Genomic DNA, 13,982 nt, shown 5'->3' on the forward strand with positions numbered 1-13,982 from the left:
TGGACGGCCCCGATGATCGAATGCGATCGGGCGGGGAGCGAATGGTGCTTGATCGACTTTCCGTCGACGACCGTCCGATACTCACCCGATCGAGTGAGGCTGTTGCGACGGGACTGTAGCCCATGGGCGAAAGGGGGCGGCGTGCTTCTTGAGCAATTGGCCGGTTAGCGTTCGGGCATGAACGAAGAAGCACGCCTCGTCGTCTGGGTACGCGGCCGAGTACAGCAAGTAGGCTTCCGCTGGTTCACCAGGGCAAACGCTTTGGAGATCGGCGGGCTCATCGGGTTCGCCCTCAATCTCGACGACGGCCGGGTGCAGATCGTTGCTGAGGGCCGACGTGAGAATTGCCACCGTCTGCTGGACTGGCTGCGGTCCGACGACACACCCGGGCGCGTGGACGGCGTCACTGAGATCTGGGACACCCCGCGCGGTGGATACGACGGATTCGCCATCCGCTGATCCCGTCCGGAGCGCCCCCTTCCGATCCGCTCCGTGAACGCCGCGCGCCGAACGGTCACCGGAACGCCCGCTCGGCCCCCGCACCCGAAATGACCTGCGACGGGACCCGGCGGCGACCGATGGTTGCCAGATGCGGGATGTCGTGCAAGGCTGCGGCATTGACGAAGATCCGCGCACCCCTCGGGGTCCCGCAGGAGAGTCGCGCCGCATGATCGTCCAGCCGCGCGCCCCCGGGACACCCGGGTACACAGGGTGTGATCGTGTTGACCGTCAAACTTTTTGGTGAGACGCTGAAAACCCCGCGCACCTTAGCTGTTCGGTAGAGCTGATTAGCAGCAGAACCGCAGTGGTGACAGAGCCCTGCCGAGCACCGCGGGTGCGATCCCCTGACGACCCACACCGCATCGGTCGGTCACTCATTGTGGAGGACCATCCATCATGGCAAAGGCGCTTCTCGGTTACGTCGGCGGTTCCGACCCGCGACTCCTCGCCGAGATGCGACGGCTCCAGCAGCGCGTCCAGGACCTGGAATCCGAGCTCACCCGGATCCAGGACGAGAACGACGCGCTGAACGCCGCCGCCCAGCACCAGGAGTCGCTGCTCGACAGCATCGACATCGACGTACCCCAGGGCGAGCCTGCACTGACCTGACCTTCACGGCCCCTTCGGGCCGGTCGGGCCGGGCACGCTCAGTAGCCTCGGAATCTCATTGATCCGTCCTGCGTCACGGATCGCCGTCCCCGAACACCGGGGTCCCCGCACCGCCGGGGATGCCGATGTCCGGCGTACGACGATGCACCGCGCGGGCCACAGCTGGATGAACGGCGACGCCTGCTGCACAGCGACGCCGACAAGATTCACAGGGACGCTTCGGCGTCCCTTTTTCTTTGCCCGACCCCCACCCCGGACCTACCGGCCTTCGCTTACCGTCTGATGTGCCCTGCACCTTCATCAGCGAAACCGAGAGCGAAAGGTAGAGTCCGGCGGCGTGCACCTCAAGGCCCTGACCCTGCGTGGTTTCAAATCGTTCGCGTCCGCCACCACCCTGCGGTTCGAACCGGGGATCACCTGCGTCGTCGGGCCCAATGGATCCGGCAAATCCAATGTGGTGGACGCGCTCTCCTGGGTCATGGGGGAACAAGGGGCCAAATCCCTGCGCGGCGGCAAGATGGAAGACGTGATCTTCGCCGGGACGACCGGGCGGCCGCCGCTCGGCCGCGCCGAAGTGTCGCTGACCATCGACAATTCCGACGGCGCATTGCCCATCGAGTACGCCGAAGTGACGATCACGCGGATCATGTTCCGCAATGGCGGCAGCGAATACCAGATCAACGGCGACACGTGCCGGCTGCTCGACATCCAGGAACTCCTCTCCGACTCCGGTATCGGCCGCGAGATGCACGTCATCGTCGGACAGGGCCAGTTGGACTCCGTCCTGCACGCCGACCCGATGGGCCGCCGCGCCTTCATCGAGGAGGCCGCGGGAGTCCTCAAGCACCGCAAGCGGAAAGAGAAGGCGCTGCGGAAGCTGGACGCGATGGGCGCCAACCTGGCCCGGGTCCAGGACCTCACCGACGAACTGCGCCGCCAGCTCAAGCCGCTCGGCCGGCAGGCCGCCGTCGCCCGCCGCGCCGCCGTCATCCAGGCCGACCTGCGCGATGCCCGGCTCCGGCTCCTCGCCGACGACCTGGTGACCCTGCGGGACGCGCTGCGCGACGAGATCGCCGACGAGGCGGAGCTGAAGAAGCGCAAGGACGCGGCCGAGGCCGAGCTGAGGACGGCGCTCGCCCGTGAGGCCGAGTTGGAGGGCGAGGTGCGCCGGCTCGCGCCCCGGCTCCAGCGCGCCCAGCAGACCTGGTACGAGCTCTCCCAGCTCGCCGAGCGGGTCCGCGGCACGATCTCGCTGGCCGACGCCCGGGTCAGGAGCGCCACCCAGCCCCCCACCGAGGAGCGCCGCGGCCGCGACCCAGAAGACCTGGAACGCGAGGCGGCCCGGATCCGCGAGCAGGAGGCGGAGCTGACGGCGGCCCTGGAGGCGGCCGAACACGCGCTGGAGGACACCGCCGCGCACCGCGCCGACCTGGAGCGCGAGCTGATCGCCGAGGAGCGCCGGCTGAAGGACGCGGCCCGCGCCATCGCCGACCGCCGCGAAGGGCTCGCCCGGCTGAACGGCCAGGTCAACGCGGCCCGCAGCCGGGCCGGTTCGGCCCAGGCCGAGATCGACCGGCTGGCCGCGTCCCGCGACGAGGCGCAGGAGCGCGCGGTCACCGCCCAGGAGGAGTACGAGCAGCTCAAGGCCGAGGTCGAGGGCCTGGACGGCGTCGACGAGGAGCTGACCGCCCGCCACGAGGCCGCCAAGCGGGCGCTGGCCGAGGCCCAGGCCGCCCACAGCACGGCCCGCGACGAGGCCACCGCCGCCGAGCGCAGGCGGGCGGCGGTCGCGGCCCGCCACGAGGCGCTGGCCCTCGGGCTCCGCCGCAAGGACGGCACGGGCGCGCTGCTCGGCGCCCGTGACCGGCTGACCGGACTCCTCGGCCCCGCCGCCGAACTGCTCACCGTCGAGCCCGGTTACGAGATCCCGGTCGCGGCCGCCCTCGGCACGGCGGCGGACGCGGTCGCGGTGACGGACCCGGCCACGGCCGCCGCCGCGATCCGGCTGCTGCGCGAACGGGACGCGGGGCGCGCGGCGATGCTGCTGGGCGGGGCGGCCGGCGGTGCGCCGGAAACCCGGCCCCATCACGTACCGGAGCAGTCCGGCGAGCAGGTACCCGTACGGGGCGAGGCCCCGCACACCGTGCCCGCCGTGCTGCCCGGCCAGGGCGGCGCTCCCGGCGAAGCCGCCTCCGTGCCCGCGGGACCCGACACCTCCCCCCTCCGCACCGCCCGCCCCGAGGCGGTCACGGTCACCACCCCGCCCGCCGTCGCCGACCTCGTGCGCGGGCCCGCCGCGCTCGTCGGGGCCGTCCGGCGGCTCGTCGCGGGCATGGTGGTCGTCGCGACGCTGGAGGACGCCGAGGAACTGGTCGCCGCGCATCCCGGGCTGACCGCGGTGACCGGGGAAGGGGATGTGCTCTCCGCCCACTTCGCGCACGGCGGGTCCGCCGGGGCGCCCAGTCTGCTGGAGGTGCAGGCCTCCGTCGACGAGGCCGCCGCCGAGCTGGCCGACCTGGCCGTACGGTGCGAGGAACTGGCCGAGGCCCAGCGCCTGGCGGGGCAGCGGCGCACCGAGCAGGCCGCGCTCGTCGAGGAGCTGGGGGAGCGCCGCCGGGCGGCCGAACGCGAAAAGTCCGGGTTCGCCCAGCAGCTCGGGCGGCTCGCCGGGACGGCCCGGAGCGCGGCGGGCGAGGCCGAGCGCATGACCGCCTCCGCCGCCCGCGCCCAGGAGGCCCTGGAGCGGGCGACCGAGGAGGCCGAGGAGCTGGCCGAGCGACTGCTGGTCGCCGAGGAGACACCGGCCGAGGAGGAGCCCGACACCTCCGTACGCGACCGGCTCGCCGCCGACGGGGCCAACGCCCGCCAGACCGAGATGGAGGCCCGGCTCCAGGCCCGTACGCACGAGGAGCGGGTCAAGGCGCTGGCCGGGCGCGCCGATTCGCTGGACCGGGCCGCCCGCGCCGAACGCGAGGCCCGCACCCGCGCCGAACAGCGCCGGTCCCGCCTGCGGTACGAGGCCGAGGTCGCCTCCGCCGTCGCCTCGGGCGCCCGTCAGCTGCTGGCCCACGTCGAGGTGTCCCTCGTACGGGCCGACCAGGAGCGGACGGCGGCCGAGGCGGCGAAGGGCGAGCGGGAACGCGAGCTGGCCGTCGAGCGCGACCGGGGCCGGGAGCTGAAGGGCGAGCTGGACAAGCTCACCGACTCGGTCCACCGGGGCGAGGTGCTGGGCGCCGAGAAGCGGCTGCGGATCGAGCAGCTGGAGACGAAGGCCCTGGAGGAGCTGGGCGTGGAGCCCGCCGGGCTGGTCTCCGAGTACGGCCCCGACCAGCTGGTACCGCCGTCGCCCGCCGCCGAGGGCGAGGAGCTGCCGGAGGACCCGGAGCACCCGCGCAACCAGCCGAAGCCGTACCGGCGGCCCGAGCAGGAGAAGCGCCTGCGGTCGGCCGAACGGGCGTACCAGCAACTCGGGAAGGTGAATCCGCTCGCGCTGGAGGAGTTCTCGGCGCTGGAGGAACGGCACAAGTTCCTGTCCGAGCAGCTTGAAGACCTGAAGAAGACCCGGGCCGATCTGCTCCAGGTGATCAAGGAGGTCGACGAGCGGGTCGAGCAGGTCTTCACCGAGGCCTACCACGACACCGCCCGGCAGTTCGAGGGCGTGTTCTCGCGGCTCTTCCCCGGCGGCGAGGGCCGGCTCATCCTCACCGACCCGGACAACATGCTCACCACCGGCGTGGACGTCGAGGCCCGCCCGCCGGGCAAGAAGGTGAAGCGGCTCTCCCTGCTCTCGGGCGGCGAGCGGTCCCTCACGGCGGTGGCGCTGCTGGTCTCGATCTTCAAGGCCCGGCCCAGCCCGTTCTACGTGATGGACGAGGTCGAGGCCGCGCTCGACGACACCAACCTTCAGCGGCTGATCCGGATCATGGAGGAGCTCCAGGAGAGCTCGCAGCTGATCGTGATCACCCATCAGAAGCGGACGATGGAGGTCGCCGACGCGCTGTACGGCGTGTCCATGCAGGGCGACGGGGTCTCGAAGGTCATCAGCCAGCGGCTGCGCTGACTCTGACTCTTTACCGAATCATCAGAGGTTCAACGCACCTTTTGCGCACCCCGGGGTACACGGCACCAGACCCGCTATTTGACTTCGATTCTTGAACGCATAACCTCTGCGAAGTTGATTTGGTCTTCAAGTGGTGGCGAGCCGGATGGTGTGCGCCACTGGGAAGGCTCACACCCCACGTCTGACCCCCGGCCAGGCATCAGGAGTTCACGTGACCAGCAGCACAGCGAACGGACCCGAGTCCGGGGCGAGGGCGGCCCACCCGGAGCACCTCGGCCACGTCATCTTCATCACCGCGGCCGCGGCGATGGGCGGCTTCCTCTTCGGCTACGACAGCTCCGTCATCAACGGCGCCGTCGAGGCGATCCGCGACCGGTACGACATCGGCTCCGGAACGCTCGCCCAGGTCATCGCCATCGCGCTGATCGGCTGTGCGATCGGCGCCGCCACCGCCGGCCGGACCGCGGACCGGATCGGCCGCATCCGCTGCATGCAGATCGCCTCGGTGCTCTTCACCGCCAGCGCGATCGGCTCCGCACTGCCGTTCGCGCTCTGGGACCTGGCGATGTGGCGCATCATCGGCGGCTTCGCCATCGGCATGGCGTCCGTGATCGGCCCGGCCTACATCGCCGAGGTCTCCCCGCCCGCCTACCGCGGCCGGCTCGGCTCCTTCCAGCAGGCCGCGATCGTCATCGGCATCGCCGTCTCCCAGCTGGTCAACTACGCCGTCCTCCAGATCGCCGACGGCGATCAGCGCGGCGAGATCCTGGGCCTGGAGGCCTGGCAGTGGATGCTCGGCGTGATGGTCGTCCCGGCCATCCTGTACGGGCTCCTCTCCTTCGCCATCCCCGAGTCCCCCCGCTTCCTCATCTCGGTCGGCAAGAAGGCCGAGGCCCGCAAGATCCTCGAAGAGGTCGAGGGCGACAAGATCGACCTCGACGCGCGCGTCACCGAGATCGAGACGGCCATGCACCGCGAGCACAAGTCCTCCTTCAAGGACCTGCTCGGCAACCGCTTCTTCTTCCTGCCGATCGTCTGGGTCGGCATCGGCCTCTCGATGTTCCAGCAGCTCGTCGGCATCAACGTGGCGTTCTACTACTCGGCGACGCTGTGGCAGTCCGTCGGCATCGACCCGACCGACTCGTTCTTCTACTCGTTCACCACCTCGATCATCAACATCATCGGCACGGTGATCGCGATGGTGCTGGTCGACCGGGTGGGCCGCAGGCCGCTCGCCCTCGTCGGCTCCGTCGGTATGGCGGTCGCGCTCGCCGTCGAGGCCTGGGCCTTCTCCGCCGATCTGGTCGACGGCAAGCTCCCCACCGCCCAGGGCGCCACGGCGCTGGTCGCCGCCCACGTCTTCGTGCTCTTCTTCGCCCTGTCGTGGGGTGTCGTCGTCTGGGTCTTCCTGGGCGAGATGTTCCCGAACCGCCTGCGCGCCGCCGCCCTCGGTGTGGCCGTCTTCGCGCAGTGGATGGCCAACTGGGCGATCACCGCCAGCTTCCCGAGCCTGGCCGACTGGAACCTCTCGGGGACGTACATCATCTACGCCTGCTTCGCCGTGCTCTCGATCCCCTTCGTGCTCAAGTTCGTGAAGGAGACCAAGGGCAAAACGCTGGAGGAGATGGGCTGACCCCCCCCGTACTGGAGGAGACGGGCCCATCCCCGCTGCCCCTCTCCTCTTCACCGACGGCCCCGGCTCACCCTTGAGCCGGGGCCGTCGGCCTTTCCCGTGCCACCGCCTCGCAGAACAGCCGCAGGCTCCGCCACCCCTCCTCCACCGGCATTCCGCCGCACAGCGGATGCAGCACCAGGCTCTCCGCCCCCAGGCCCGCCAGTTCGTCCGGCGTGACGATCCGGTACACCCCCTCCTCGCGCAGCTCCGCCACCGTCGTCGCCGCCGAGCGCACCGCCGAGCGGATGTCCTTGGACTGCCAGGAGGCGTACGTCCGCGCCTCGTGCAGCAGGTGCTCCCCGTACAGCGCCCACGTCCGCTCCGGGTCGTCCGAGACATGCAGCAGCGGGGTGCGCTCCGCGGGCATCATGCAGAAGCCCTCCGTCCCGTGCTCGGCGCACTGCTCCCGGTAGTACGCCTCCAGCTCCGGCAGATGCGCGCTCGGGAACAGCGGCAGCCCCAGCCGGGCCGCCCGCCGCGCCGCCGCCCGTGAGCTGCCGCCGACCAACAGCATCGGGTGCGGCCGCGTGTACGGGCGCGGGGTGACGCGTACCGTACGGCCCCGGTACGGGAACGGCTCCCCGGTCCACGCCGCCAGCAGCGTCTCCAGCAGCTCGTCCTGGAGCCTGCCGCGCCGGCCCCACTCGACCCCGGCCCGCTCGTACTCCTCCGGGCGGTAGCCGATCCCCGCCACCGTCACCAGCCGGCCCGCGCTCAGCAGGTCCAGCACGGCGATGTCCTCCGCGAGCCGCAGCGGATCGTGCAGCGGCCCGATGATCGCCGAGACGGTCACCGCGATCCGGCGGGTGGCGCCGAAGACCGCTCCGGCGAAGGTGAACGGGGAGGGCAGCCAGGAGTTCGCCACCCCGTGGTGCTCCTCGGTCTGCACCGTGTCGACCCCGTGCTCGTCCGCGTACGCCGCCATCTCCAGGGCGGCGCGGTAGCGGGCCGAGAGTGATTGCGGGGTGGCGTCGGGCTCGACGAGATTGAACCGGACCACTGTGAAGGCCATCGGGGGCGTCCCTTCGCCGGAGCGGGCAGACGGGCGGCTGAACGGGCAGGCGGGCGGGCGACGGTGCGATCGGGCGGCCGCACCGTACCTGACGAGGCGTCAGAAGTGTAGGGGCTCGTGCCCGTATTGCGGCCAAAAGGTGCATAGGGGGCCCGCCGGATCGCCGGGGGACTGCCGGGGCAGCGCCCGCGGGACGGCCGTGGCCGATACTGGACGGGTTATGGAACTCGTCGAAATCGTCATCCTCGCTGTAGTCATCGCCCTGGTCGCTGTCGGCCTGGTCGGCGGGCTCGTGGTCGGCAGCCGCAAGAAGAAGCAGCTGCCGCCCCCGCCGCCGAGCACGCCGACCATCACCCCTCCCGCCGAACCGCAGGTCGGCGAGGAGGCCGAGACGCCGCGCGACGAAGCGCGGCGCACCATCGACGAAGTCGGCCTCCCGGACGCCACCGCGCCCGTGGAGGAGGAGGCTCCGGTCGCCGAGGCCCCCGAGGCCCCCGCGCTGGAGATCCCCGAGCCCACCGCCGGCCGGCTCGTCCGCCTGCGGGCCCGGCTCGCCCGCTCGCAGAACTCGCTCGGCAAGGGGCTCCTCACCCTGCTCTCCCGGGACAACCTCGACGAGGACACCTGGGAGGAGATCGAGGACACGCTCCTCACCGCCGACGTCGGCGTCGCCCCCACCCAGGAACTGGTCGAGCGGCTCCGTGAGCGCGTCCGTGTGCTCGGCACCCGTACCCCGGAAGAGCTGCGCACCCTGCTCCGCGAGGAGCTGATCACCCTGCTCGGCCCGGACCTCGACCGCGAGGTCAAGACCGAGGGCGGCGCGGAGACCCCCGGCGTCGTCATGGTCGTCGGCGTCAACGGCACCGGCAAGACCACCACCACCGGCAAGCTGGCCCGGGTGCTCGTCGCCGACGGCCGCAGCGTGGTGCTCGGCGCGGCCGACACCTTCCGCGCCGCCGCCGCCGACCAGCTCCAGACCTGGGGCGAGCGCGTCGGGGCCCGTACGGTCCGGGGCCCCGAGGGCGGCGACCCGGCGTCGATCGCCTACGACGCGGTCAAGGAAGGCATCGCCGAGGGCGCGGACGTCGTGCTCATCGACACCGCCGGCCGGCTGCACACCAAGACCGGCCTCATGGACGAGCTGGGCAAGGTCAAGCGCGTCGTGGAGAAGCACGGCCCGCTGGACGAGGTGCTGCTCGTCCTCGACGCCACCACCGGACAGAACGGTCTCGTCCAGGCCCGGGTCTTCGCGGAGGTCGTGGACATCACCGGCATCGTCCTCACCAAGCTCGACGGCACCGCCAAGGGCGGCATCGTCATCGCGGTCCAGCGCGAGCTGGGCGTACCCGTGAAGCTGATCGGCCTCGGCGAGGGGCCGGACGACCTCGCCCCGTTCGAGCCGGGCGCCTTCGTGGACGCCCTGATCGGCGACTGAACCGCCCCGCACCCGGTACGGCGGACGGGCGGCGGCTCCTTCGAGGAGCCCGCCGCCCGTCCGCCGTTTCCGTGACCTCTACGAGCGGTGGCAGACGTACGCCAGCGTCCCCAGCAGCAGTCGCGCCTGCGGGGGAGCGGCCGCCGTGTCCAGCACCGGGGGCCGCAGCCAGCGGACCGGGCCGAGGCCGCCGAGGTCGGACGGCGGGGCGGTGATGTGCGTCCCCGGGCCCAGGGCGCGCAGATCCAGGCCCGCGTCGTCCCAGCCCATCCGGTAGAGCAGCTCGGGCAGCTCGGCGGCGGCCCCGGGGGCGACGAAGAACTGCGCCCGCCCGGTCGGCGTCACCGTGACCGGGCCCAGCGGCAGCCCCATCCGCTCCATCCGCACCAGCGCCCGCCGCCCGGCCTGCTCCACGACGTCCAGGACGTCGAAGGAGCGGCCCACCGGCAGCAGCATCGCGGCGCCCGGTGTCTGCGCCCAGGCGTCCGCCGCGCGGTCCAGGCCGGTGCCCGCCGGAACCTCCTGGGCGAAGTGCAGCGGGTGGGCGCCGGGGGAGGGGCACACCGGATCGCCGCACGAGCAGGCGCCGGCCTCGGCCCGTGCCCCGGGCGCCACCGCCCAGCCCCACAGCCCTGTGTACTCGGCCACCGCCGTGCCCTCGGTGCCGCGGTGGCGTCGCCGCGCACCGGATCGCATCTCCCGGATGCCGCCGATCGTGAAGCCCATGCCCCCTCCAACGGGTCCGGCTCGCCGGTGGTTACGACCCGCGTCGCTCGGGTAACCCTCCGTCGCTGCAACTCGATCGAGGGGCGTACGCGGTGGCACGAAAGGGAGTGCGACACGGTGTACGCGCCCCCGAGTGCTTCCGTGCGCTCGCCCTCGGTCCTGATTCCTCAAGTCAAGCGCGCGCAGCGGCAGTCGGGTTCATTCGAAGGGGTGGCGAATGGTGGCGTTTCTTCAATCCCCCTCGCGAGAGGGGTGATCGTAGGATTACCGTCGGTACACGAACTCTGGGAGTATGTGCACCCACGGGTATGCCGCAGGCAACCCGATTTCCTGTTCGAGGGCATCCAACTCCCGTACGGACAGCACCGATGCACGGCATTCTGATAATGGTTCGCGCGATGAGGTTTCAGCGGGATGGGGGCGTTCCAGTGAGTGGCAGCGGCGCAGGCGACACGGATGCCGGAAAGCGTCCCAACGAGCAGTTGGGCTCGTGGTTCGTGCGCAGTGGCTGGTCCAAGGGCGAGCTGGCGCGCCAGGTCAACCGGCGGGCCCGGCAGATGGGCGCCCACCACATCAGCACCGACACCTCCCGGGTGCGGCGCTGGCTCGACGGCGAGCAGCCCCGGGAGCCGATCCCGCGCATCCTCTCCGAGCTGTTCTCGGAGCGCTTCGGCGCCGTCGTCGCCGTCGAGCAGCTCGGGCTGCGCACCGCCCACCAGTCACCCTCGGTGGCTGGCGTCGACCTGCCCTGGGCCGGCCCGCAGACCGTCGCCCTGCTCAGCGAGTTCTCCCGCAGCGACCTGATGCTCGCCCGGCGCGGCTTCCTCGGCAGCTCGCTGGCGCTGGCCGCGGGGCCCGCGCTCATCGAGCCGATGCAGCGCTGGCTGGTGCCCGTCCCCGTGCAGGGGACCGGCGAACCGGAGGCCCCGGCCGCCGACCACCGTCCCTCCCGGCTCTCCCGGCCCGAGCTGGACCTGCTGGAGTCGACCACCGCGATGTTCCGGCAGTGGGACGCCCAGTGCGGCGGCGGACTACGCCGCAAGGCCGTCGTCGGGCAGCTGCACGAGGTCACCGACCTGCTCCAGGAACCCCAGCCGGGCCCCACCGCCCAGCGGCTCTTCCGCTGCGCCGCCGAACTGGCCGAGCTGGCGGGCTGGATGAGCTACGACGTCGGCCTCCAGCCCACCGCCCAGAAGTACTTCGTGCTCGCCCTGCACGCCGCCAAGGAGGCCGGCGACAAACCGCTCGGCAGCTACATCCTCTCCAGCATGAGCCGCCAGATGATCCACCTGGGCCGCCCCGACGACGCCCTGGAGCTGATCCACCTCGCGCAGTACGGCAGCCGCGACTGTGCCACCTCCCGTACGCAGGCCATGCTGTATGCGATGGAGGCCCGCGCCTACGCCAACATGGGCCAGCCCAGCAAGTGCAAGCGGGCCGTCCGGATGGCCGAGGACACCTTCCTGGACGCCGGACTCGACGGCGAGCCCGAGCCCGACTGGATCCGCTTCTTCTCCGAGGCCGAGCTGAACGGCGAGAACGCCCACTCCTACCGCGACCTGGCCTATGTCGCCGGCCGCAGCCCCACCTACGCCTCGCTCGCCGAACCCGTCATGGAGAAGGCCGTCGAACTGTTCGGCGAGGACGACGAGCACCAGCGCTCCTACGCGCTCAACCTCATCGGCATGGCCACCGTCCATCTCCTCCAGCGCGAGCCGGAGCAGTCCACCGTGCTCGCCGGACAGGCCCTGAAGATCGCCAAGAAGGTCCGCTCCGAGCGGGTCAACACCCGCCTGCGCAAGACCGTCGACACCGCTGCCAGGGACTTCGGCGATGTCGCCGACGTCGCCCGGCTCACCGAGCTGCTGCACGAACAGCTGCCGGAGACCGCCGAAGCGGTCTGACCGGCACCCCCGGCCCCGGCCGCGGCGTCCCTTCCGTACACCCCGACTCGGCTCCCCCATCGCCTGGTCACACGGAGGGTCGCCGTGGCCGGTTTCATGCTTTCCGGGCCCAGGACCGGCCCCTCGGGCGTTTCAACCGCGCCGTATGCGGCGTGCGCTGCATGGTAGGCAGCGCACCGGACGCGCCACCCCGGATTCATTCGGCCGTAACACGCGATCCCTCTTCGTCACGCTCGCGAAACATCGTGCGGCATCCCATGAAACGGCCCTGGGTCAACCTCGTGGCTCATAACCGGCCCGCACCTGTTCCCCCAGTGGTCCCGCAGCATTCCCCCGCACGCCGCGGCCGCACCGACGACGAGGAGACGCCGATGCCCCCAGGCATCACGACGCTTGCCGCAGACGCCCCTGAGCTGTCTGCCGCCAACACCGGGTTCATGCTCATCTGCTCGGCCCTGGTGATGCTCATGACCCCCGGCCTGGCCTTCTTCTACGGAGGCATGGTCCGCGTCAAGAGCACCCTGAACATGCTGATGATGAGCTTCATCAGCCTCGGGATCGTCACGATCCTGTGGGTGCTCTACGGGTTCAGCCTCGCCTTCGGCTCCGATATCGGTTCGGTCATCGGCTGGAGCGGCGACTACGTCGGCCTCAGCGGAATCGGCCTCACCGAACTCTGGGACGGCACCACCATCCCGGTGTACGTCTTCGCCGCCTTCCAGCTGATGTTCGCCGTTCTCACCCCGGCCCTGATCAGCGGTGCGCTCGCCGACCGAGTGAAGTTCACCGCGTGGGCGCTGTTCATCGTCCTGTGGGTCACCATCGTCTACTTCCCCGTGGCCCACTGGGTCTGGGGCTCCGGCGGCTGGCTCTTCGAGATGGGCGTCATCGACTTCGCCGGTGGTACGGCCGTCCACATCAACGCCGGTGCCGCCGCCCTCGGCGTCATCCTGGTCATCGGCAAGCGCATCGGCTTCAAGAAGGACCCGATGCGGCCGCACAGCCTGCCGCTCGTCATGCTCGGCGCCGCCCTCCTGTGGTTCGGCTGGTTCGGCTTCAACGCCGGATCCTGGCTCGGCAACGACGACGGCGTCGGCGCGGTCATGTTCCTGAACACCCAGGTCGCCACCGCCGCGGCCGTCCTCGGCTGGCTGATCTACGAGAAGCTGCGCCACGGCTCCTTCACCACCCTGGGCGCCGCGTCCGGCGCGGTCGCCGGTCTCGTCGCCATCACCCCGGCGGGCGGCTCCGTCTCCCCGCTCGGCGCGATCGCGGTCGGCGGTATCGCCGGTGTCCTGTGCGCCATGGCGGTCGGCCTGAAGTACAAGTTCGGCTACGACGACTCCCTGGACGTCGTCGGCGTCCACCTCGTCGGCGGCATCATCGGCTCCATCCTGGTCGGGTTCTTCGCCACCGGAGGCGTCCAGTCCGACGCCGCCGGTCTCTTCTACGGCGGTGGTGTCGATCAGCTCGGCAAGCAGGTCGTCGGCGTCGTCGCGGTCCTCGCGTACTCTCTCGTCGTCTCCGCGGTCATCGCCCTGGCGATCCACAAGACGATCGGGATGCGGGTCTCCGAGGACGACGAGATCTCCGGCATCGACCAGGTCGAGCACGCCGAGACGGCGTACGACTTCAGCGGCACCGGCGGAGGCTCGGTCTCCCGCACCACCGCCCCCGCCCCCGACACGACGGCAGCACCGAAGGCAAAGAAGGTGGACGCATGAAGCTCATCACCGCGGTCGTGAAGCCCCACCGGCTGGACGAGATCAAGGAGGCCCTCCAGGCCTTCGGCGTCCAGGGGCTCACCGTCACCGAGGCCAGCGGTTACGGGCGGCAGCGCGGCCACACCGAGGTCTACCGGGGCGCCGAGTACACCGTCGACCTGGTCCCCAAGATCCGCATCGAGGTCCTCGTCGAGGACGAGGACGCCGAACAGCTCATCGAGGTCGTCGTCAAGGCCGCCCGGACCGGCAAGATCGGTGACGGCAAGGTCTGGAGCGTTCCGGTCGACACCGCCGTCCGGGTACGGACCGGCGAGCGCGGCCCGGACGCCCTCTGAC

General features: G+C 71.1%; 10 protein-coding genes. 8 read left to right on the plus strand and 2 right to left on the minus strand.

The genetic code is table 11. The features are described 5' to 3' along the window. Positions 1 to 177: 177 nt before the first annotated feature. The 4 genes from A3Q37_RS05875 to A3Q37_RS05890 all read left to right on the plus strand — a co-directional run bounded on the left by A3Q37_RS05875 (position 178) and on the right by A3Q37_RS05890 (position 6,803). A complete protein-coding gene (locus A3Q37_RS05875) occupies positions 178 to 459 on the plus strand; it encodes an acylphosphatase (RefSeq protein WP_065478485.1) in 282 nt (93 codons plus the stop codon). 438 nt (positions 460 to 897) lie between these two features. Further along, positions 898 to 1,110 (plus strand): hypothetical protein, encoded by a 213-nt coding sequence (locus tag A3Q37_RS05880; RefSeq protein WP_006127885.1) that lies wholly within the window; start codon positions 898 to 900, stop codon positions 1,108 to 1,110. 337 nt (positions 1,111 to 1,447) lie between these two features. Beyond that, entirely contained in the window at positions 1,448 to 5,170 is a 3,723-nt protein-coding gene (locus tag A3Q37_RS05885) for an AAA family ATPase (RefSeq protein ID WP_065478490.1), read from the plus strand. Between the two features lie 211 nt (positions 5,171 to 5,381). Next, entirely contained in the window at positions 5,382 to 6,803 is a 1,422-nt protein-coding gene (locus A3Q37_RS05890) for a sugar porter family MFS transporter (RefSeq protein ID WP_065478494.1), read from the plus strand. Positions 6,804 to 6,870: 67 nt separating this feature from the next. Here the strand turns inward: A3Q37_RS05890 and A3Q37_RS05895 are convergent, their stop codons facing one another. After that, positions 6,871 to 7,857 (minus strand): LLM class flavin-dependent oxidoreductase, encoded by a 987-nt coding sequence (locus A3Q37_RS05895; RefSeq protein ID WP_065478497.1) that lies wholly within the window; start codon positions 7,855 to 7,857, stop codon positions 6,871 to 6,873. Positions 7,858 to 8,077: 220 nt separating this feature from the next. Between A3Q37_RS05895 and ftsY the strand changes: the two genes are divergently transcribed. Next, complete coding sequence (gene ftsY / locus A3Q37_RS05900; protein ID WP_065478499.1) at positions 8,078 to 9,292, plus strand: signal recognition particle-docking protein FtsY; 1,215 nt, start codon at positions 8,078 to 8,080, stop codon at positions 9,290 to 9,292. 78 nt (positions 9,293 to 9,370) lie between these two features. On the opposite strand, the gene A3Q37_RS05905 is transcribed toward ftsY, so the two are convergent. Next, positions 9,371 to 10,018 (minus strand): bifunctional DNA primase/polymerase, encoded by a 648-nt coding sequence (locus A3Q37_RS05905; protein ID WP_065478502.1) that lies wholly within the window; start codon positions 10,016 to 10,018, stop codon positions 9,371 to 9,373. Between the two features lie 428 nt (positions 10,019 to 10,446). On the opposite strand from A3Q37_RS05905, the gene A3Q37_RS05910 reads away from it, so the two are divergent. The 3 genes from A3Q37_RS05910 to A3Q37_RS05920 all read left to right on the plus strand — a co-directional run bounded on the left by A3Q37_RS05910 (position 10,447) and on the right by A3Q37_RS05920 (position 13,981). Continuing rightward, positions 10,447 to 11,922, plus strand: a complete 1,476-nt coding sequence (locus A3Q37_RS05910; RefSeq protein WP_006127892.1) for a hypothetical protein — start codon at positions 10,447 to 10,449, stop codon at positions 11,920 to 11,922. Positions 11,923 to 12,293: 371 nt separating this feature from the next. Beyond that, positions 12,294 to 13,646 carry an ammonium transporter gene (locus A3Q37_RS05915; protein ID WP_065478505.1) on the plus strand — a complete coding sequence of 451 codons (1,353 nt, stop codon included), beginning with the start codon at positions 12,294 to 12,296 and terminating at the stop codon, positions 13,644 to 13,646. Further along, positions 13,643 to 13,981: a P-II family nitrogen regulator gene (locus A3Q37_RS05920; protein WP_006127894.1), complete on the plus strand. Its 339-nt coding sequence runs from the start codon at positions 13,643 to 13,645 to the stop codon at positions 13,979 to 13,981. The genes A3Q37_RS05915 and A3Q37_RS05920 overlap by 4 nt, the downstream gene beginning before the upstream one ends. Position 13,982: the final 1 nt, after the last annotated feature.

Origin of the sequence: Streptomyces sp. PTY087I2, from assembly GCF_001687325.1 — a bacterium.
Classification (GTDB): domain Bacteria; phylum Actinomycetota; class Actinomycetes; order Streptomycetales; family Streptomycetaceae; genus Streptomyces.

Coding starts and splice junctions, on each gene's coding strand:
- A3Q37_RS05875 (WP_065478485.1), top strand. CDS start 178: ATGAACGAAGAAGCACGCCTCGTCGTCTGGGTACGCGGCCGAGTACAG.
- A3Q37_RS05880 (WP_006127885.1), top strand. CDS start 898: ATGGCAAAGGCGCTTCTCGGTTACGTCGGCGGTTCCGACCCGCGACTC.
- A3Q37_RS05895 (WP_065478497.1), bottom strand. CDS start 7,857: ATGGCCTTCACAGTGGTCCGGTTCAATCTCGTCGAGCCCGACGCCACC.
- ftsY (WP_065478499.1), top strand. CDS start 8,078: ATGGAACTCGTCGAAATCGTCATCCTCGCTGTAGTCATCGCCCTGGTC.
- A3Q37_RS05905 (WP_065478502.1), bottom strand. CDS start 10,018: ATGGGCTTCACGATCGGCGGCATCCGGGAGATGCGATCCGGTGCGCGG.
- A3Q37_RS05915 (WP_065478505.1), top strand. CDS start 12,294: ATGCCCCCAGGCATCACGACGCTTGCCGCAGACGCCCCTGAGCTGTCT.
- A3Q37_RS05920 (WP_006127894.1), top strand. CDS start 13,643: ATGAAGCTCATCACCGCGGTCGTGAAGCCCCACCGGCTGGACGAGATC.